Source organism: Pseudomonas sp. FSL W5-0299, assembly GCF_005930655.1.
In the GTDB taxonomy this organism is placed as follows: Bacteria; Pseudomonadota; Gammaproteobacteria; order Pseudomonadales; family Pseudomonadaceae; genus Aquipseudomonas; species Aquipseudomonas mandelii.
The window spans coordinates 179,580-199,764 of record NZ_RXHX01000008.1; the positions used below are offsets into that span (position 1 = coordinate 179,580).

The following is a 20,185-nucleotide window of genomic DNA, read 5'->3' on the forward strand; positions in this document are numbered from 1 at the left end:
TTTGGGCATCAAAACCTTCAGCGATGACCACGTTCACGCCTTAGGCTTGGTTCACGTTACAGGTGTGATGCCGGTAACAGTGCCTTTCTGATCCTTGAACATGAATAGCGGGCCACTCATCCCCCCGTATAACCCATGCTGAGATACCTCTCCATCGCCGAATCGGACTGGGATAATGCACCACGGATGCCGGAATCGTTCCGTCGCGCAGTCCGTAGTTCTTTCAGCGGTGCGATCATCTACGCCGGTCGTTACACTGCACAAAGCGCTACGCAGTTGCTGGATTCAGGACTGGCCGACCTTGTCGCTTTTGGCCGTACGTTCATGGCCAACCCGGATCTGCCAGCCAGAATCTCGAACGATTGGCCGCTGCCCCCTCTAAACTCAGCCACAGTGTATGGCGGTAATGCCGAGGGTTATACTGATTACTGCGTGTATGGCGGGTAACCGCTAAAAATGAGATGTCACTCACTGGGGCTCTGAAAATGATCGACGCAGAACTGCTGAAACTGGTGGTTGAAGCATCCAACGACGGCATCGTGGTAGCAGAGCAGGAAGGCGACGAAAACATCCTGATCTATGCCAACCCCGCCTTTCAGCGCCTAACGGGGTACAGCGTTGACGACATCCTGTACCAGGACTGCCGCTTCCTGCAGGGTGATGACCGTAATCAAGCTGGTTTGACAGTAATCCGCGAGGCGATAAGGAACATGCTCCCCTGCCGCCAAGTCATTCGCAACTATCGCAAAGACGGCAGCGCCTTCTGGAACGAGCTGTCGATCACCCCAGTGTTCAACGACACAGATCAACTCACCTACTTCATCGGTATCCAGAAGGACGTCAGCGTCGAAGTTGAGGCCAAGGAGCGAGTGCGTGAACTGGAAGCTGAAGTCGCACAGCTGAAGACCCAGCTGGCTCTATTACAATCTAAAACCTAGATGAATCCGCACTTGATGGTTAACGATCCAGTATCCACCCGTAAAAACGTCTCTGTTTCTGAACCAGGGACTGGTGAACTCTCAAGCAACGTACCACCCCCACCCTCGCAATCATCCGCCATAATTTGTGCACTGCCGTAATCGTAATCAGATGGTGCACAAGATCATGGCCCATTCCAGCTATCCGGCGAGATGCCAATGGCCCGGCCTTCGGCCGAGTTTGGTGTATGCCGATGCCCTACGTCATCGAAAGACAAACGTGGTGCTTAAGGATGGCTGGGCTGCACGGATGTTCTGGTATGGAAGCACCTGAAAGTAATCGCTCAACCTGAGTCACTATTTCAACGCTGGCGGAGCTAGCATCCGGCTTAAGGCTAGCAAGTATCTGCGCGTTTGATTTCTTCGTTAAATAGTAGGCTCACTAAAAGACAGCAGTCCAAGCTAACGTCAGGGCGCCTTGTTTTCGATCAGACAATTACCGCCATCCACCACCAGCACTTCACCGGTGATATAGCTGGCTTCCGGAGACGCCAAAAACGCCACTGCAGCGGCAACCTCTTCTGGACGACCGGCGCGACCGATCGGAGTGTAGGTACCCGCGCGGCTTTCTTCTTCGGTCAATGCTCCCGTATCAATCCAGCCTGGTGCAACACTGTTGACGGTGATGCCCCGTTTACCGACTTCCAGCGCCAGGGCCATATTCATCCCCAGCATTGCTGCTTTTGCCGCACTGTAAGCCGACTCACCTGGATTGCTTCCGCGTGTACCGGACGTCGAACTAATGTGGACGATACGTCCGTAACCGCGCGTCTTCATCCCAGGTAACACCGCACGAGTCAGCAAAAAAGCGGTAGTCAGGTTGCGCGCCAGAGATAGATTCCAGGTCGCCAAATCCATGTCCGCCACTTCGACGAAGGGTTCCGGGCTGCCGACCATAGCCATGCCGGCGTTATTGACCAAAATGTCGATATGGCCGAACTGCTCATGAGCCCAATCGGTCAGCGCTTTGACTTGCAATTCGTCAGTCAGGTCGGCTGCCATCGCCCGAGCGTCTATACCTTCAGCCTGCAACTCGGCGACACGTTGCTGAATTCGCGCACTGCTGGCAGTGATCAAGACTCGCGCGCCTTCGCGGCCCAAACGTCGGGCGATTGCGAGTCCAATACCACTTTCACTGCCCGCACCGCTGACCAGCGCGACTTGACCTTGCCACATTGGAATCGCCATTTCTTATCCCTTTGTGATCACTCAATTTAATGCAACGATAGCAAAAAAGCCTATTAATGGCGGTGCTCAACGGTTGGGACGTCCTGACAAAGATCCGGGCCGCAGGCGCAAGTATGCGAGTGTTGTTCCTCTCAGCTCGCGATGGCGTAGAAGACCGAGTTAAAGTATTGGATCTGGGTGCTGATGACTACATGGTCAAGCCTTTTGCGTTCCCCGAGCTACTTGCTAGAGTCCGAGTCTTGCTGCATAGAGCAGACCCTCCATCCAGTCAGCCCCATTTAGTAATCGGTGATCTTGAGCTTGACCTACTCAAGCATCAGGCGTTTCGAGGAGGGAAACGGATCGACCTAACGGCGAAAGAGTTTTCATTATTGGAATTTATGCTCCAGCACCGTGGTGAAGTTCTTCCGAAATCCCTTATCTGCGCCCTCCTTCGGCAAAATGGGCTCCGCTAGTTTGCTGCCGAGACGGGTTCTGATACCTCGACAAGCACACCTTCCTTCAATTTGAAGTGAAAGTGGGCGTTTACCGGTTTCGACCACAGGTCTTTGTCCTGCATTTCACGAGCGAACGTTGGAACACCAACAGTGACCGTGGCGGCGTAAACACCATCACCAGCTAAGGGGCTGTTTTCAGAGTAATGCAAACCACTGCCGCCCCACATCGGCGGTAGAATCGTTTCTACGCTCTTTCCATTGGCTTTGTTTGTCGCAGCGAAGGTAACCGTGGAGTACGGGAGTCGCGTCTTGGTTGCGTTGTCCGTCACCTTGATCTCAATATGATACCGCTCGTTCTTTGCGGGAACATGTTCACTCCACTGAGCAGGTGTTCCCATCTGCATCCACATAGCTTCGGCGCCCTCAAGCTCCAACTGGATTGTCAGCCCGTCGTTGATGACTCTACCTATTAGAACTGCGCTTTCCGTTGGATCTTTCGGTGAGGTGAGCGTCTTGATCTGCGGCTCTTCCGCTTGCGCAAGGCATGTGGCGACTGGCAGTGCTATTGCGGATCCTAAAGCGAACAGCAACTTTTGGGTGTTTGTCATCTCAAGTGCTCCTGGCTGAGTGAAGCTATCGCGGATGCAATTTCCAACGCCAATTAGATCTCACTGTCGTTTCCACCAATCACGTTTGCAATAGCATCAATGGCTAAGTTCATCTGCAAGCCCTTTGAATAGCTACGTTGGTACTTCACTCTAGCCCATGGACTGCCTACTGCCGGTTAGCTGTCAGAAATGTAATATTTCAAACAGCTAATCAACGCTGCTCCCGCATAAGCTTTCGATTGCCGACCTCTGGCCCAGGCTGTGTGTGCGTGTGTGTAAAAGCGCGGGCACCTTCTTGAAGAAGTCGTTGCTACGTAAAAACTGTCAGCGCCGCAAGACCGGCGCAGCGAACTTCGTCTACAGGGCACATCGAAGGACGCCATTGATCTGCGAAACCACCTGCATCGTTGCGGCTTCGATCGTTCCTTCATTACGGCATAAAACCCAGCCGTGATCTGCAATCGCTCGTTCGAACGCCTGGGTACAAGCGACATGTTCTTCCAACCGATGGATCACAGTACTGCTCAGCCCACGCTGTCGTGCCGCTGCTCTCGCCCACGAAATATCAGGGGCGGTGACAACTCCGACATGCAGGTCTGGCACTCGCACGTTTCGATCAATGTTCAACTGCAGAATCTCTGCAAACGGGATTATCCGGCGAAACGCGGCATCAGATGGATACCAGCGATCAATCAAGATGATGCTACCTGGTGGTTGTTTAGTCAGCACGTGCCGGGAGATCCAGGCACGGCTATCGGCGAAGCGCTCACAAACTTCCAACTCCAGATCCCGGCTGGGATTTCTGACGAGTTTGTTCACGAGGGCCATTGTTTCACCCCTGTAGGGATCGCTTTTTTTCTCGCAAAGCCGGATCACTTTTTTGTTGTCTGCCCTCAGTACTTTCGTGACGGCCTCCAACAGTGTGGTTTTGCCGGCTCCCTTGGGCCCATCTAGAGAAACAAACAGCGGACGATTCATTCTTCACATAACGATTGATACACGGTTTTTTTTGCCCTGTTCGTTCGCTGGAACCGCTTGGCGCGACTACGCGAATCGAGTGCAGGGCCCTTATGAGCAGACACTGATGGGCACTCTAACTTAGTTTCTGGCGAATGAATGTCCCCCGATGCATTCATGACACCTGTCGATACTGGCGCGGCGTAAACCCGGTCAATGCCTTGAACTGTCGTGTGAACGCACTGTGGTCGGTGTAGCCGCACTGCAATGCCACGTCGGTAATGGGAATTTCGGTGTGCAGCAGTCGGTGCGCATGTTCCAGTCGAATCTTTTGAATCATCTGCCGTGGCGTCAGGTGGAACACGCGCTTGCAATACCGTTCCAGTTGCGCCACCGAAATACCGGCGATCCGCGTCAGTTCACCCAAGGTGATACGGCGATTGAAATGCGCGCGAATGTATTCATCCACCGCCGCCAGGCGCTGATAGGCCGGGTGAGCATCACTGGCCGATTGCAGGTCGACCGAAATTCCCGCCAGGCCCATGATTTCACCGCTGCGGTTATACAACGGGCGTTTATGCGTCAGGCACCAACCGGGTTCTCGACTCCCATATAAGTGCAATTCCAACTGGTCTTCCAGAACAAAGCCTTGCTCCAGTACACGACGATCCTGTTCGGTGTAGCCAGGCCCCAATTGTACTGGAAAGACTTCAGCGCTGGTTTTGCCAAGCAGCGGTTGCAACTGTTTCAACCCGCAGCGCTGAACCAGCGTGCTATTGGCCATGACATAACGCGCCTTCATGTCCTTGATAAAGATCGCGGCATTGGGGATCACGTCCAGCATCGGCAACAGCAGTGCCACGCCCGCCAGTAATTCTTCGAGGGTATCGGGGCGATTCAGGTCGTTTCCTTGGCACAGGATCGCCAATGCGTTCTGCGTCATGACGCTTGTTCTCCCATTCTGCGGACAAGCAAAAATCCTCCCTTGCGCCCTCTCCGCTCAGCAACTGGCCTTCACTTTGGAGCCGGTGTCGAGGCGCGCGTAAGCAGATTGCCCCAAGGTTTATCCCGTGTCGAGGCCATAAGGATTGTGCTGATTTCGTCATTTGCATTCATGGAAAACATCAATCGCTATCGCCCCTGACGCGTTCACTCTATCCGCAGGTTCGGTGGCCTGGTGGTGGCAACCGGTGTACCGGCACACTTCTAAAGGATGGGTTCATGAAACGAGTACATGTCATCGACTCCCACACCGGCGGCGAACCGACTCGCCTGGTGATGAACGGATTTCCACAATTGCCCGGCCAGACCATGATCGAGAAGCGTGATGCCCTGCGCGATCAGCATGACCACTGGCGCAGGGCCTGCCTGCTGGAGCCCCGTGGCAACGATGTCCTGGTCGGCGCCCTGTATTGCGAGCCGGTCTCGCCGGATGCCACCTGCGGCGTCATCTTCTTCAACAATGCCGGCTACCTCGGCATGTGCGGTCACGGCACCATCGGCCTGGTCAACTCGTTACATTACTTGGGGCACATCGCTCCCGGTGTGCACAAGATCGACACGCCGGTCGGCCCGGTCAGCGCGACGCTGCATGAAGACGGCACGGTGACCCTGCGCAATGTGCCCGCCTACCGCTATCGCCAACAGGTGCCGGTAGACGTCCCCGGGCACGGCTGCGTCTACGGCGACATCGCTTGGGGCGGCAACTGGTTTTTCCTGGTGTCCGACCACGGGCAAGTGTTGCAACTCGATAACGTCGAAGCGCTCACCGATTACACTTGGGCGATGCTCAAGGCCCTCGAAGCCCAAGGCATCCATGGCGAAGACGGCGCCGTCATCGACCATGTCGAGTTGTTTGCCGACGACGACCAGGCCGACAGCCGCAACTTCGTCATGTGCCCGGGCAAAGCCTACGACCGCTCGCCCTGCGGTACCGGCACCAGCGCCAAACTGGCATGCCTGGCTGCCGATGGAAAACTGGCCGCGGGTGCGCCCTGGGTACAAGCCAGCATCACCGCCAGTCAATTCGTCGGCAGTTACGAATGGGAAGGCGAACGTGTCCGCCCGTTCATTACCGGCCAGGCCTTCATGACCGCCGACAGCACGCTGCTGATCGACGAACAGGACCCCTTCGCGTGGGGCATTTGAGCGAACACGCTGCATTCCCCACCTCAATCAAGCTGAATAAACGCTTCTAGGAGTGCCAACAATGAGCGCAAACATCTTCACTGGCTGCATGCCTGCACTGATGACCCCCTGCACTGCCGAGCGCAAACCCGACTTCGACGCGCTGGTGGCCAAAGGTCGCGAACTGATCGATATCGGCATGAGTGCTATCGTGTATTGCGGTTCCATGGGTGACTGGCCCCTGCTCACCGAAGCCGAGCGCCAGGAAGGCGTGGCGCGTCTGGTCGCTGCCGGCGTTCCGACCATCGTCGGCACTGGCGCCGTCAACAGTCGTGAAGCAATTTCCCACGCGGCGCATGCGGCCAAGGTCGGTGCCCAGGGCCTGATGGTCATCCCTCGCGTCCTCTCCCGGGGTGCCTCGCCGGCCGCGCAAAAAGCTCACTTCGCGGCGATTCTGGAGGCTGCTCCAAATCTGCCGTCGGTAATCTATAACAGTCCTTACTACGGCTTCGCCACCCGTGCCGAGCTGTTCTTCGAACTGCGCCGCGAACACCCGAACCTGATCGGCTTCAAGGAGTTCGGCGGTGCTGCCGACCTGCGTTACGCCGCCGAAAACATCACGTCAAAGGACGATGACGTCACCCTGATGGTCGGTGTCGATACCCAAGTGGTGCATGGCTTCGTCAATTGCAACGCCACCGGCGCTATCACCGGCATCGGCAACGCGCTGCCCCGCGAAGTGCTGCAATTGGTGGCCCTCAGCAAGCAGGCGGCCAAGGGTGACGCCACGGCTCGCCGCCTGGCCAAAGAGCTGGAATCTGCGCTGCAGGTGCTGTCGTCCTTCGATGAGGGCTGCGATCTGGTGCTCTATTACAAGCACCTGATGGTGCTCAATGGCGACAAGGAATACACCCTGCACTTCAACGAAACCGATGCGCTCAGCGATGCCCAACGGCGCTATGCCGAGACTCAGTACACGTTGTTCCGCCAGTGGTACATAAACTGGTCGGCCGAACAGAACGTTGCCTGATCCCACCCTGACTGCGCCCGCTGTAAACCCGCCCGGCTTTGCAGCCGGGGCCACTTATTCCAGGAAAGCGCCATGACTCTGCCTGCTGCACACAACCCGCACGACATCGCCGACATTGCCGTAGTCGGCGCCGGCATCATCGGCGTCGCTTGCGCTGTGCGGCTGGCACGTCAGGGGCTGCGGGTGGTGGTCCTCGACCAGCAAGACCCTGGCCGGGGCGCCTCGTTTGGCAATGCCGGGCATCTGGCGACCGAACAGGTGTTTCCTATCGCCGACCTGTCCATCCTCAAACGTCTGCCCGCCATGCTCACAGACCCAATGGGGCCGTTGCGCCTGGACTGGAAATACCTGCCACGCGCCCTGCCCTGGTTCACGCGCCTGTTGCTGAACCTGCGACATGCCCCCTTCCAACGAACCATCGCCGGCCTGCGCGCACTCAACGAAAGCAGCCTGGGCGCCTGGCACCGACTGCTGGAGGACATTGCCCGCCCCCATCTGCTGCGCGAAGACGGCTCGTTGCTGGTGTTCGAACGGGCAGACTCGCATAAAGCAATCGAAGCGCTACAGGCTCGGATGCGCCATCAACACGTACCGGTCGACTACTGGCAGGCCAACGCGGTGCGCGAGGCGGCGCCACAACTCAGCGAGCGAATTCAGGGCGGTCTGTTCTTCCCGCGCACCGGTCATTTTCTCGACCCTTACCGAGTGGTCTGCGAACTGGTCCATGCCGCCAAAGCCTGCGGCGTGCACTTCCTCAAGCACCAGGTCCTGGGCGCAAACCTGCATGAGCACGGCGTCTCGCTTATCACCGACCAGGGCCGTTTCACCGCCCGCCAGACCCTGATCGCCTGCGGTGCTCACTCCGCGAAGTTGACGGCAGCGCTGACCGGCAAAAAAGTACCGCTGGATACCGAGCGCGGCTATCACCTGATGTTGCCCCATGAACACGGACGGCTGCCGTTCGCCGTCACCTCGCTGGAGCGCAAGTTCATCATGACCCCGATGACCGATGGACTGCGCTTGGCCGGCACCGTAGAGTTCGCCGGCCTCGACCGAGCGCCGGTGATGGAGCGTGCCTGGCAGTTGCACCGGTTAAGCGAAGGCCTGTTCAAACGAGACTTGAACGCTGAGGCGGCGACGCCGTGGATGGGGTTTCGCCCGTCCTTGCCGGATTCCCTGCCGATCATCGACCGGGTGTGCGACGGCCAAGTGCTGCTCGCTTTCGGTCACCAGCACCTGGGCCTGACACAGGCCGCAGTCACAGCCGAACTCATCGCGCAACTGGCTTCGCCTGCGCCTCATACCCATGAATTACCGGACATTGCGCCCTACAGGTTGGATCGATTCTGAAGGTCACCCGCCGCCGGGCGGGTGTGGCAAGTTTCAAACACTGGCATACACTGCGTACACCCATGCAAACGAATGACTGTTCAACGGATCGCCAGGTCCTCGGCAATCCGGGCATCCCAAAATGATCTGGGTGAAGCCAACATGAAAACGGTCACGGCCCTGTTCAGATGCCTGTTCGCTGCCAGCCTGTGCGCGGCGGCGAGCACCTGCGCCCACGCTGCGTCCCCTCCCGGCATCGACTGCGCCAAGACCAGGGCCTCCGTCGAAAAGCTTATCTGTCGCGATCCACAACTGACGCAGATGGACATCGAACTGACGCGTCTTTATCGCCTGGCGCTCACCGATGAACGTTCAGTTCCGCCCCCGGACAAAGTCATCATCGACCAGCAGTTCTGGATCGATGCCCGCAATGGGTGTGCCTCGGGACCGGAACAAAAGATGTGTATCATCCGCAGTTATGCCGAGCGTGCGCACCAGCTTCGCCAAGGCTCGGCCATCGTGCGAACCAAGGATCCAGACCGACTCACCGAAGGCCCCCTGGCGTTTCGTTGTGCAGGCTTTAACACGCTGATTACCGCCACTTTCTTCAGTACGCAGCCGGGTGTTGTGTACCTGAAATGGGCCAACACCGCGATCACCCTGAGCCAGGTGCCGAGCGATTCGGGCACTCGATACACCGGCAAGGATTACCAGGGCAATTACAGCTTTTGGCAAGACGGCAACGCGGTGCTTTTCCAGAAGCCAGGCTCACGGGAAATGAGCTGTACGGTCGAACCGGTCAGTTGATGGCTTTGGCGCAAAACCACCCACCGTCTCAGTGCCCGCGAATGTAATGCTCCAATTGCCGAATCAGATCGGCCTGTTCGACGATGGCTTCCTTGACCAGATCGCCAATCGACAGCAGGCCAATCAGTTCACCGTCTTCCACCACCGGCAAATGACGCAGATGGCTGTCGGTCATGACGGCCATGCAGCGCTCGATGCTTTGCTGACTCGGCGCAGTCACCACCGGCGAGCTCATGATGTCGCGCACTGGCGTCCCTACTGAAGAGCGCCCCTGCAGCACGACTTTGCGGGCATAGTCACGCTCGCTGATCACCCCGACCACCTGGCCTTTGTCGATGACGGGAAGTGCCCCGACGTTCTTTTCGGCCATCAGCTTCAGGGCTTCCAGCACCATTTCATCAGGTGCGATGCTATGCACCTGACGGTTCTGCACGACCTTGAGTTTGAGCAACTGTGCGGCTGTTTTCATACGTGGCTCCGATTCGATTGCGTGATGCAGTTAATGGCCTTCAAACCGCCCCGACCTCCACCCTCCCCCCGTTCAACCGCACCGGCCAGACCCGCAAACGCTGTTGCGGGTACTCCAGGCAACTGCCGTCCTCGAGCCGGAAATGCTGTTTGTAGATCGGCGACGCCACCACCAGGTCGCCCTTGATGCTGCCGATCAATCCGCGACCGATGACATTCGCCCCGGATTGCGGGTCATGGTTGTCAATGGCGTAGAGGGTCTGCCCCTCGGCTCCGGGCAGGTAGAACAGCGCCACTTGTGCGCCGTCGAGCCAGACGACCACGCCGGAGTTACTGACCAGGTCCTGTTGGTCGCAGACGGTTTGCCAGGCGCCGGTGTTTTCCAGGGGCGCAATGCGTCGGGTAGTGGGCTGGCTCATCAGGCAATCTCCTCGGTGACAGGGATAAGGTTGAGTTCGGCGGCCATGATCGGACGCCGCTGACCGCGCTCCTGGACAAAATGAATGTCCGGGTCCGGGCGTTTGTCGTTGACGAAGGTACGGAAACGCTTGAGTTTTTCCGGGTCTTTGAGGGCGTTGGCCCACTCGCATTCATAGCGGTCGACCACCAATTGCATCTGTGATTCGAGCTCTTCACCCAGGCCGAGGCTGTCGTTAATGATCACCTCCTTGAGGAAGTCGAGGCCGCCTTCCAGGCTTTCACGCCATACCGAGGTGCGCTGCAATTTGTCGGCGGTGCGGATGTAGAACATCAGGAAACGGTCGATGTAGCGGATCAGGGTTTCATCGTCGAGGTCGGTGGCAAACAGTTCGGCGTGACGCGGTCGCATGCCGCCGTTGCCGGCGATGTACAGGTTCCAGCCTTTCTCGGTGGCGATCACGCCCACGTCTTTGCTCTGGGCTTCGGCGCACTCACGGGTGCAACCGGACACCGCGAACTTAAGCTTGTGCGGCGAACGCAGGCCCTTGTAGCGGTCCTCGATGAGCAGGGCCATTTTCACGCTGTCCTGTACGCCATACCGGCACCAGGTGCTGCCGACGCAGGACTTCACCGTGCGGGTCGATTTGCCGTAGGCGTGCCCCGTTTCGAAACCGGCTTCGATCAGCTCGGCCCAAATGTCCGGCAACTCGTGCAACTGCGCGCCGAACAAATCAATACGCTGGCCGCCGGTGATTTTGGTGTAGAGGTCGTATTTCTTCGCCACCACGCCGATGGCGATCAGTTTGTCGGCGGTGATCTCGCCACCTGGGATGCGCGGCACCACCGAATAGGTGCCGTTTTTCTGCATGTTGGCCATGAACGTGTCGTTGGTGTCCTGCAGCGGCACCAGTGAGGCGTCCATGATCGGCTGGTTCCAGCACGATGCGAGGATCGAGCCCACCGCCGGTTTGCACACGTCGCAACCGGTGTGGCCACGGCCATGTTTGGCCAGCAGTTCTTCGAAGGTGATCACCCCTTCTACCCGTACCAATGCGTAAAGCTCCTGACGGGTATAGGCAAAGTGTTCGCACAGGCTTTTGTCGACGCTGACGCCGCGGGCAATCAGCTCATGTTCGAAAACCTGCTTGAGCAACCCGGCACAACCGCCGCAGCCTGTGCAGGCCTTGGTTTGCGACTTGAGCAGGCCGAGGTCGGTGCAGCCACCGTCGATGGCCGAGCAAATGGAGCCCTTGGTGACGTTGTGGCACGAGCACACTGTGGCCGATTCGGGCAACGCGCCCGGGCCCAGGGTCGGCGCGCCTTCGGACGAGGGCAGAATCAGGCTGGCGGGTTCCGCCGGCAAGGCAATCGCGTTCTGCATGTATTGCAGCAGCGTGTCGTAATAGCTGTTGTCGCCGACCAGCACCGCACCGAGTACGTGCTTGCCTGTCGCATCCACCACCAATCGGCGGTAGCTGGCGGTGGTTTCGTCGATGAATTGATAACTGCGCGAGCCCGGCGTGCTGCCATGCGCATCGCCGATGGAGCCGACGTCAACGCCCAACAACTTGAGCTTGGTCGACATGTCCGCGCCCATGAACGGCTCGGCGACTTCGTTGCACAGCCGTGCAGCCACGCCGCGCGCCATCTGGTAGCCCGGGGCGACCAAGCCAAAAATGCTGCCATTCCACGCGGCACACTCGCCGATGGCATAAATGTTCGGATCGCTGCTCAGGCATTGGTCGTCAACCACCACGCCGCCGCGCGGGCCGACTTCCAGCGAGCACTGGCGGGCCAAGGAGTCTTGGGCGCGGATCCCGGCGGAAAACACGATCAGGTCGGCCTCCAGAAATTCGTCATTGGCGAAATTCATCCGATAGCGATATTCCTCGCCTGGGCTGATCGATTGAGTGCCTCGCGACAGGTGCACGCCGACGCCGAGGCGTTCGATCTGGGCCTTGAGTGCACGACCGCCCTGCTCGTCCAGCTGCACCGGCATCAGGCGCGGCGCGAATTCCACCACGTGAGCTTCCAGGCCCAGGCTTTTCAGTGCATTGGCGGCTTCCAGTCCGAGCAAGCCACCACCGACGACCACGCCACGTCGGGCATTGGACGCAGCGGCGCGGATTGCATCAAGGTCTTCAAGGGTGCGGTACACCAGGCGCGAATCGCCCTCGGCGCCTTCGATCGGCGGCACAAACGGGTAGGAACCGGTGGCCAACACCAATTTGTCGTAGGCGACGCAGCCTTGCGCGGTGATCACCTGGCAGCGGGCGCGGTCGATTTCCAGGACCGGCACACCCAAGTGCAAGGTGACGCCCGGGGTCTGGTACAACGAGGCTTCACCCAAGGCGAGCGACTCGGCATCACGTCCGGTGAAGTATTCGGAAAGGTGCACGCGGTCGTAGGCGCGCATCGGCTCCTCGCTGAAAACGTGCAGCCGATAGTGATCAAGGGCACCGCGCTCGATCAGCTGTTCGACACAATGATGTCCGACCATGCCGTTACCGATCACGATCAGCGTTTGCAGCTTGTTCAACGCGGCGACATTGGAATTCATAAGAAGTACCCGACTAAGCCCATCACGGTTCAAAAAGCAAAAAAAAACGCCTGAAACCTTGCGGTTCCAGGCGTCTTTGCCTGTTCTTTTGCGGTGTTGAAACCAGACGTCTATGCCTGACCCACCGATGTTGCCCACGAATCGATCGTCGTTGACCGAGGGGGCTGCCCACTCGACTGCGTTCACGGTGGGCCTGATCGATGTAATGCAGCGATTGTGCCAAGCGCTGAATGTCAGTGTTTTACGGCACCTTCCGGGACTTTAAGGAGATCAACGTGGCGGTTTCTGCCTTGGCTTAGTGCATGCCACCGCACGAAAGCTTTATTAAAGTGCATTTGCACGCTTGGCTTATAGATACCAGCGATACTCCCGCGCACTGATCTCCTGCATGAACGCCAGATGATCCTGGCGCTTGTTCTCGCAATACACGTCTACGAACTCCGCTCCCAGCCCTTTGCGCAGCTGCGGTTGATGCTGCATGGCGCGCACCGCTTCGAGCATCTCCAGCGGGAAGTCGACCCCACTGTTGCGGTCTTCATTGAGGGGCGGGATCGGTTCGTTGCCTGCTTCCAGGCCCTGTTCGAGGCCCACCAGAATCGCCGCCAGCACCAGGTACGGGTTGGCATCGGCACCGGCCAGGCGATATTCGATGCGCAGGTTTTTCGCATCCGATTCCGGAATGCGCAGGCACGCATCACGATCCTCAAAGCCCCAGCTCGCCCGGGTGGCGATGTTGGTGGTGCCGCCCAAACGGCGAAAGGCGTTCTGGTTCGGCGCGAAGATCGGCATGCAATGCGGCAGTAGTTCCAGGCAACCGGCCACAGCATGACGCAACGATTGCTGCTGATTCGCGGCGAGGAGGTTATTGCCGGCGGCGTCATACAGGCTGACGTGCACATGCATGCCGCTGCCCGGGTGCTGCAAGTAAGGTTTGGCCATGAAGCTGGCGCGATAACCGTGTTTCAGGGCCACGCCACGGGTGCTGCGACAGAACAAGGCCGCCCAGTCCGCCGCTCGCAAGCCATCATCAAGATGCCCGAAATTGATCTCGAACTGGCCCGGGCCAAGCTCGGCGGTGATCACTGTGGTATCGATGCCTTGGGCCCGCGAGGCTTCGACCATCTCATCCAGCACCGGCGCAAAACGTGACAGGCGCTCGATGTGCATGTTCGGCTGATCGTCGGTATCGTCGGTCAGATCATCCCGGGGGAATTGCGGCAGTCCGTCGCGCAGCTTTTTATCGAACAGATAGAACTCCAGCTCGAACGCCACCATCGGATGGATGCCTTTGCCGGCGAGCCTGTCCAACACCTGCGCCAGGACCTGGCGCGGCTCGAACACAATCGGCTTCTCGGTGCCGTCCGAGGTGATCAGCATTTGCCCCAGCGGTTGTGCTTCCCAGCTGACCGGCTTGAGTGTACCGGGCACCAGGCGGCGCAGCGCATCCGGGTCACCGTCGTTGAAGCAGTAGTCGCCAATCTTGAACAAACCGCCTTGCACACCGAGCAGCACACAGTTTTGCGGCAGTTTCAGCGCGCTGCCGGACGCGACCTTTTCCAGCATCTCCACGGGATAGCGCTTGCCGTAGAAGTGCCCCGGAATGTCCAGGGAAATCAGGTCGACATAACGTACATCAGGGTAGCGTTGGCGAAAGGCGTGCACCTCGGCCAGCAGATCAGCGTCCATCATGGTTGGTCCTATTGTGGTGATCAGGTGTAGACCCAGAGCACTCGCGTGAGGTGCTCGGTGAGGTTGCCGTAGCGGCAACGGGTATGGCTGTCGAACTGAAAGCTGTCGCCGGCCTGCAAGGTGACGGCGTCGTCATCACCCAACCACAGCGTCAACTCACCTTCGAGCACGTAGCCGCCCTGCTCCGAGCTGTCGCTCAAGTGCCGTTCGCCACTGCTGGCGCCGGCTTCGAGGTGACTTTCGAGCATGGAAAACGAAGCCCGCATCTTCGGCGACACCAGAATGTCGGTGATGCCGTTGGCGTAGTACAACGTGCGGCGTTCATCCGGCCGGGTGACCCACGGCAGTTCCTTGGGTTTGGGCAGGCTATAGAAATAGGTGGTCGGCACGCCCAGGGTTTCGCTGATCGCCGTCAGGTCGGCCACGGTGGGTCGTGACAGGCCGCGTTCGACCTGTGAGAGAAAGCCGACGGAACGACCGATCTGGTCAGCCAGATCCTTCAAGGTGTACTTCTTATGCTTGCGCAGATCGTGAATCAGGATCGCCAGCGCGGCGATTTCTTCTTGCTTGTTCATGCCTGGAATTCCGCCAAGTGATTCATCAAATACTGTCGCGCAGTCGATACCACGCCTTGCCGATGGCTTCCAGCGGCGCCGCCAGGTATTTACCGCCGGGGAAGCTGGGGTTACTCAAGCCCTGATACAACGCCAGTTCATCACTCTGGCCGAGAATCGCGTCGGACACTGCGCGGGCAGCGGCCAGCGTGGGCAGCACGCCATGCCCGGAATACCCCTGAAGCCAGTAGCGATCACCCTTGCGACCAATGTCTGGGGTGCGTTTGAGCGTCAGGTCAATGTGCCCGCCCCAGGCGAACTCTAGCTTCACGCCTTTGAGCTGCGGGAAAACCCGTTCCAGAAACGGCCGGGTTGCGCCGGCAATGTCCCTGGGCATCCCACCCAGATACGTGCATCCACCGCCGAACAGCAAGCGGTTGTCCGGCGTGCGACGGAAGTAGTCGAGAACGAACTGGTTGTCGGTGACGCAGACATTGCTCGGCAACAGCGCCGTGGCCTGCTCGGCCGTCAGGGGTGCGGTGGCGACTTGATAAGTGCCCACCGGCAACACGCAACTGGCCAGCTGCGGGTCGAGCTCGTCGAGATAGGCATTGCAGGCCAGCACCAGCACATCCGCGCGAATCGACCCGCGTTCGGTGTTTACCAGGAATTGACCGCCCTCCTCTCGATAACTCAGCGCCTTGCTTTGTTCATGGATACGGCCGCCCGCACGCTCGATGGCGGCGGCCAGGCCGAGGGCCAGTTTCAGTGGATTCAGGTGCGCGCCTTCAGGGTCATAAAGCCCGGCCTGATAGCGCTCGCTGGCCACCCATTCCGGCAACTGTTCACGGCGGATGAACTGCAAGCCATCGTGGCCCCATTTGTGGCTGGCTTCGTGCTGCCACTCCGTCAGCAGACCAACCCGACGGGGCATCACCGATGTCCACAAATGGCCAGCGCGGTAATCACAGTCGAAACCATGGCGAGCCGGCAACTCACGCAGCTCTTGCGCAGCCCAGCGCATGCCGTCCCACAACCGCCGCGCACGCTCGTAGCCCAACGCTGCTTCCAGCGGCGGCATGTCACACGACCAGCCGAGAATGGCCTGCCCGCCATTGCGCCCCGACGCGGCCCATGCCACGCAGCTGGCTTCCAGCAGCGTCACCCGCTTACCAGCCAAAGCCAGGCGCAACGCAGTATGCAGGCCGCTGAAACCGGCACCGATGATGACGATTTCGGTGGTTTGCTCACCGGCAAGCGCTGGTCGGGTGGTCAGGCGATCCGCGCAACTGTGGGCGTAATAGCTGGCGACATGCTGCGTGGACTGCTGAAACATACAAGCCTCATGAAATTGTATTTTTATAATTTCATGAAAAACTACAGCATAAATTTCATGCAGGCAACTCAGGTGTGCGGCGATTTATGCCACGGGTAGCCTTGCGCGCTAAGTTGAAAGGCATAATCGAACAGACGCTTCATGTACTCGCCATCGAATTTCTGATTGCGCGGGCAGATAAAATCCGCGCCGATGTACGCCAGATTGAAATCTGCGCCGTCCTGCTGGGCGATCCGGTAAATGTGATTGAGGTCGCTGATCCCCTGGGTCTGGATCAAGGTGCTGATGGCTCGCCCGCCGATGCTCAAGGTCCGGCGCTTGGTACCGGACCACTGCGGTTCCAGTTTGCCATTGCGAATGACATAGAAATGCCGGGCCCGGCGGATGCGCGCGCCGGCCACGCTGTTCAACGCCATCACGGTGCCCGGCGGGTAAAGGAACACCTGAGTGAGGACGCCTCCGTCCACGTGCATTTCCTGAAACTGTTGGCCGTCGACCTCCACATCGATCATGACCGGTGAAACGGCACCGGGAATGCTCATCGACGCGATCATGATGTTGCGAAACAGGTGCAGCGCGCCCGGTGCTCCGCTGGAAGCAATCGCCCCCATGTTCCAGGTGACGGGCCGCCCGGCATCGAGGTCGGTGGTGCCGATCATCAGCAGTCGTCCCTTGGCGTATTGCGCAGCGATGGCCGCTAACACGTCGGCGGTGATGTACTTGGCAATGAGGCGCGCCAGGGGCTTGCTGTCCGCGATGCCGTCGCTGGCCAGGCGGGTCAGCACACTTCGCGCATGGAACACATCTTTCGGACCGATTGCGCTGCAGATCCCCAGGATGACCGGGTCATACTCAGGCCCCAGGTATGCGAACGGTGCGACCAGGGCACCTGCGCTGATGCCGGTGACGACTTTGAAAGGAGGTCGGCTCCCATGCAAGCTCCAGCCGGCGATGATGCCCGCCGCGAAGGTGCCGGCGTCGCCGCCCCCCGAAATGGCCAGGTAGTAAGCCAGTGGCAGCGCATCGGTCGGCAACTCTGTGTCGGCGAGCGCCTCGACCTCGCGATCGTTGGCCAGGCTCGCATCCACAATGAACGCGGTCAGGTCCCGGTCCAGCCAGTAGCGCGCATTCGGGATGCCCGGAATGACTGCTTGTTCCGTCAGGTCTTGCGGCACCGCATCACGGCGTTGCAGGCACCCTTCACGCAACATATTCATTGTTGAGGCGCTGGGCCTGGGCAGAAATGGTTTCACGACGCCTCCTCCGGTCCCTGCCATCGACAGAGCGCACTCGACTGACTCGGTGAAAACTGGCCTCCGCCATCATGCGCGCCCCCTAAAACCCATGACTACTTTTCAGTCAGGCGGCGGTCTCCTGAAGACCAGCAATTTGCCGGTGGCTCTCTGCACCACCTTGTCATTCTGATTGAGGGTCTCCATGAACATCGTCACTACGCCCCGGTCGGGTTTGGAGCTGGACGGGTCGATGGCCTGCACGGTGCATTGCAGGCGCAACAGGTCATCGGGGTAAGTCGGTGTCGGCCAGCTCAGCTCGATGCCCAACCCGATGATGCCGTCCGCCAACGGCACGCTGTCCACCAGCAGCTTCATGGTCAGGGCGGCGGTGTTCCAGCCGCTGGCGGCCAGGCCGCGGAACAGGCTCAACTCGGCAGCTTCAGGATCGAGATGAAACGGTTGCGGGTCGTACTCCTGGGCGAAGGCCAGCATCGACGCTCGATGGACCCGCACGCTGTCGCTTTCGAACTGCTGACCCAGGCTCAGGTCATCGAGGTAGAGTTTTTCCCAGGCATGTACGGTCATGATTGTTCCCTGCGCAGCGCATTAGGAATAGCCGATTTCGCTGAGATCGATGGCTACCAGCAAGGCATCCATGTCAGCCAGGCCGTCCTTCCCGCGTCGGTAGGCACGACGCTTGCCGGGCATGCGCAGCCCGTCAGCCTCGATGTAGTCAGACACATATTGGGTGGCAGGCATACCACCACTGACATCCACGTTGTAGTCGTGTCGCCGCAGCAGGAAGTCTTCACCGAAGTAGAAATCCTGTACGGCGCAGTGCGTGGCGATGCTTTCGGGAAAGTGCACCCGCAAACGGCGCCAGCGCTCGGTTGCTTCTTGCCAGGGTTCGATTTCCTCGGTCACCACACCCGGCCACTTGAACAGAAAAGGCATGGTCAGGTAGGACCAAAGCGCATACCCGTTGAAGTACGCGCGATGCAGCGGATCCCACGGGGTGTTTTCGGTGTGGTCGCCAAAGGATTGCCGGGGCGCCTGGCGCTCAGCGATCACCTGCCCGTCGGTGGTTTCGATGGCGATTCGATAGGGTGAATAGGCTGTCCGTTTATCCGGGCCACCGAAGGGGGTTACCGAGGCTTTCTGTTCATGCAGCCAAACGGTCATCTGGCGAGGGGCGCTGTCTTGGGTCAGCCCTTTCGCGGCCCAGAGCGAGCCGCCGGTCACCAGGGTGGCGCGCACAGTGTTGAAGCTGTTCCAGCGGTCCAGACCACCATGGGCGATCAGCACCTGATCCAGCAGTGGATGATCCTGCGCATTCACAGTGGCGGCCCTCCTGTTTCCGATGGTCGATCCTGCACCCACTGCCAGAATAATTGATAGCCGACGGCAAGGACCACCGGCCCGATGAACAGCCCGATGATGCCACTGGTGACCATGCCGCCCAACGCACCGATCAACACCACCGGCATCGGCACGTCGACACCGCGCCCCAGCAGCAAGGGTTTGAGGACGTTGTCCACCAGGCCGGCAATGAACACATAGATGGCGAAAATAATGGTCGCGGTGCTGGCGCCTTCGGTGGCAAAAACGAAGGCAATCACCGGTAGCGTAATCAGCGTCACCGGCAATTGCATGATGCCGAGCAGCAGCACCGCCAAGGCCAGCAGACCGGCACCGGGGATGCCCTTGAAGACAAAGCCGAGGCCCACCAGCAGCATCTGGATGAACGCGATGCCGACCACGCCCAACGCCACCGCACGGATGGTGGCGGTGCACAGTTCAGCGATTTTCGGGCCCCGTGCCGGACCGCTGACTCTGGAGGCAATCTGGACCGCGGCGCGACTGCCGCCTTCGCCATGGGCCATGAAAATCCCGGCAATGATCAAGGCGAAGATGAACGTCAGGAAACCCATGCCGACACCCGCGAGTTTACCCAACAGGCCCAGGCTGACATGTTTGATTTGCGGTACGTATTTGGCGGTCAGCTCGGGAAGATTGGTGGAGGCTTGAAACCACAGATCAGAGAGTGGCCGGCCCACCAACGGCCAACTGGCAACTGACTCGGCCGGCGGTGGAATGTGAAAACCGCCGCCCTTGACGACTTCCATCGCCCGTTCGACCGAATCGGCAATCGAGGTGCCCAGCAGGTAGATCGGCACCATCAGGATGACGATGGCGATCAGAATGATCAGCGTCGCGACGTGCCCGGGTTTGTGGCTCCCCCTGAGTCGCTCTTGCAGCGGATAGAGGGTGATCGCCAGGATCAGCGACCACAACATCAAGTCGCGGAACGGGCTGAATATCTGGAAACAGAAAAGTACCAGCACCGCGATCAACCCGGCACGAATCATTACATCGAGCAGGGTGCGACTCAGCGTTTTCTCGGTAAAGGGTGTGGGCTCCACGGGTGGCTCCTTGCAGATCGCTGCAACGGTAGCGGATCGG

19 protein-coding genes and 2 pseudogenes are annotated in these 20,185 nt (G+C 59.2%); 7 read left to right on the forward strand and 14 right to left on the reverse strand.

The annotated features are described in order from the left end of the window. Nucleotides 1-138 precede the first annotated feature (138 nt). Nucleotides 139-447 (forward strand): annotated as a pseudogene (locus tag FHL16_RS13305) (oxidoreductase); the annotation flags it as partial. Nucleotides 448-485: 38 nt separating this feature from the next. Next, nucleotides 486-938, forward strand: coding sequence for a PAS domain-containing protein (locus FHL16_RS13310; RefSeq protein WP_010460270.1), 453 nt, complete (start codon nucleotides 486-488; stop codon nucleotides 936-938). 447 nt (nucleotides 939-1,385) lie between these two features. Here FHL16_RS13310 and FHL16_RS13315 read toward each other — a convergent pair whose 3' ends face one another. After that, a complete protein-coding gene (locus FHL16_RS13315) occupies nucleotides 1,386-2,165 on the reverse strand; it encodes an SDR family NAD(P)-dependent oxidoreductase (RefSeq protein ID WP_042932070.1) in 780 nt (259 codons plus the stop codon). A 62-nt stretch (nucleotides 2,166-2,227) separates the two neighbouring features. Between FHL16_RS13315 and FHL16_RS13320 the strand changes: the two are divergent. Next, nucleotides 2,228-2,593 (forward strand): annotated as a pseudogene (locus tag FHL16_RS13320) (response regulator); the annotation flags it as partial. Nucleotides 2,594-2,616: 23 nt separating this feature from the next. Here the strand turns inward: FHL16_RS13320 and FHL16_RS13325 are convergent. From FHL16_RS13325 to FHL16_RS13335, 3 genes are all read right to left on the reverse strand, one after another. Beyond that, nucleotides 2,617-3,210, reverse strand: coding sequence for an iron transporter (locus FHL16_RS13325; RefSeq protein WP_010460275.1), 594 nt, complete (start codon nucleotides 3,208-3,210; stop codon nucleotides 2,617-2,619). 357 nt (nucleotides 3,211-3,567) lie between these two features. Next, on the reverse strand, nucleotides 3,568-4,188 hold the full coding sequence (locus tag FHL16_RS13330) for a dTMP kinase (protein ID WP_010460277.1): 621 nt from the start codon (nucleotides 4,186-4,188) through the stop codon (nucleotides 3,568-3,570). Between the two features lie 154 nt (nucleotides 4,189-4,342). Next, entirely contained in the window at nucleotides 4,343-5,110 is a 768-nt protein-coding gene (locus FHL16_RS13335; protein WP_077748460.1) for an AraC family transcriptional regulator, read from the reverse strand. Nucleotides 5,111-5,388: 278 nt separating this feature from the next. Here FHL16_RS13335 and FHL16_RS13340 point away from each other — a divergent pair, with 278 nt between their 5' ends. The 4 genes from FHL16_RS13340 (at nucleotide 5,389) to FHL16_RS13355 (ending at nucleotide 9,460) form a co-directional block, all read left to right on the forward strand. Continuing rightward, nucleotides 5,389-6,315 carry a 4-hydroxyproline epimerase gene (locus tag FHL16_RS13340; RefSeq protein WP_077748461.1) on the forward strand — a complete coding sequence of 309 codons (927 nt, stop codon included), beginning with the start codon at nucleotides 5,389-5,391 and terminating at the stop codon, nucleotides 6,313-6,315. A gap of 61 nt (nucleotides 6,316-6,376) precedes the next feature. Next, nucleotides 6,377-7,324 (forward strand): dihydrodipicolinate synthase family protein, encoded by a 948-nt coding sequence (locus FHL16_RS13345; RefSeq protein ID WP_077748462.1) that lies wholly within the window; start codon nucleotides 6,377-6,379, stop codon nucleotides 7,322-7,324. A gap of 72 nt (nucleotides 7,325-7,396) precedes the next feature. Beyond that, a complete protein-coding gene (locus FHL16_RS13350) occupies nucleotides 7,397-8,674 on the forward strand; it encodes an NAD(P)/FAD-dependent oxidoreductase (RefSeq protein WP_077748463.1) in 1,278 nt (425 codons plus the stop codon). A 141-nt stretch (nucleotides 8,675-8,815) separates the two neighbouring features. Continuing rightward, nucleotides 8,816-9,460: an MliC family protein gene (locus FHL16_RS13355; RefSeq protein ID WP_077748464.1), complete on the forward strand. Its 645-nt coding sequence runs from the start codon at nucleotides 8,816-8,818 to the stop codon at nucleotides 9,458-9,460. A gap of 28 nt (nucleotides 9,461-9,488) precedes the next feature. Here FHL16_RS13355 and FHL16_RS13360 read toward each other — a convergent pair whose 3' ends face one another. From FHL16_RS13360 to FHL16_RS13405, 10 genes are all read right to left on the reverse strand, one after another. Beyond that, nucleotides 9,489-9,929, reverse strand: a complete 441-nt coding sequence (locus FHL16_RS13360; RefSeq protein WP_010460288.1) for a CBS domain-containing protein — start codon at nucleotides 9,927-9,929, stop codon at nucleotides 9,489-9,491. A 40-nt stretch (nucleotides 9,930-9,969) separates the two neighbouring features. Further along, nucleotides 9,970-10,347 carry a nitrite reductase small subunit NirD gene (gene nirD / locus FHL16_RS13365; RefSeq protein ID WP_077748465.1) on the reverse strand — a complete coding sequence of 126 codons (378 nt, stop codon included), beginning with the start codon at nucleotides 10,345-10,347 and terminating at the stop codon, nucleotides 9,970-9,972. Further along, the gene (gene nirB / locus FHL16_RS13370) at nucleotides 10,347-12,908 is read right to left on the reverse strand and encodes a nitrite reductase large subunit NirB (protein WP_077748466.1); all 2,562 of its coding nucleotides are present in this window, start codon (nucleotides 12,906-12,908) and stop codon (nucleotides 10,347-10,349) included. The genes nirD and nirB overlap by 1 nt, the downstream gene beginning before the upstream one ends. A 348-nt stretch (nucleotides 12,909-13,256) precedes the next feature. Continuing rightward, complete coding sequence (locus FHL16_RS13375) at nucleotides 13,257-14,597, reverse strand: glutamine synthetase family protein (RefSeq protein ID WP_371917150.1); 1,341 nt, start codon at nucleotides 14,595-14,597, stop codon at nucleotides 13,257-13,259. Between the two features lie 20 nt (nucleotides 14,598-14,617). Then, the gene (locus FHL16_RS13380; protein WP_010460296.1) at nucleotides 14,618-15,172 is read right to left on the reverse strand and encodes a helix-turn-helix domain-containing protein; all 555 of its coding nucleotides are present in this window, start codon (nucleotides 15,170-15,172) and stop codon (nucleotides 14,618-14,620) included. A gap of 25 nt (nucleotides 15,173-15,197) precedes the next feature. Then, nucleotides 15,198-16,487, reverse strand: a complete 1,290-nt coding sequence (locus FHL16_RS13385; RefSeq protein ID WP_077748468.1) for an NAD(P)/FAD-dependent oxidoreductase — start codon at nucleotides 16,485-16,487, stop codon at nucleotides 15,198-15,200. A 68-nt stretch (nucleotides 16,488-16,555) separates the two neighbouring features. Continuing rightward, nucleotides 16,556-17,698, reverse strand: coding sequence for a patatin-like phospholipase family protein (locus FHL16_RS13390; RefSeq protein ID WP_010460300.1), 1,143 nt, complete (start codon nucleotides 17,696-17,698; stop codon nucleotides 16,556-16,558). A 144-nt stretch (nucleotides 17,699-17,842) separates the two neighbouring features. Next, nucleotides 17,843-18,307, reverse strand: a complete 465-nt coding sequence (locus FHL16_RS13395) for a MaoC family dehydratase (protein ID WP_010460302.1) — start codon at nucleotides 18,305-18,307, stop codon at nucleotides 17,843-17,845. Nucleotides 18,308-18,328: 21 nt separating this feature from the next. Then, a complete protein-coding gene (locus FHL16_RS13400) occupies nucleotides 18,329-19,060 on the reverse strand; it encodes a hypothetical protein (protein WP_077748469.1) in 732 nt (243 codons plus the stop codon). After that, complete coding sequence (locus tag FHL16_RS13405; RefSeq protein ID WP_077748470.1) at nucleotides 19,057-20,145, reverse strand: AI-2E family transporter; 1,089 nt, start codon at nucleotides 20,143-20,145, stop codon at nucleotides 19,057-19,059. The genes FHL16_RS13400 and FHL16_RS13405 overlap by 4 nt, the downstream gene beginning before the upstream one ends. Nucleotides 20,146-20,185 lie beyond the last annotated feature (40 nt).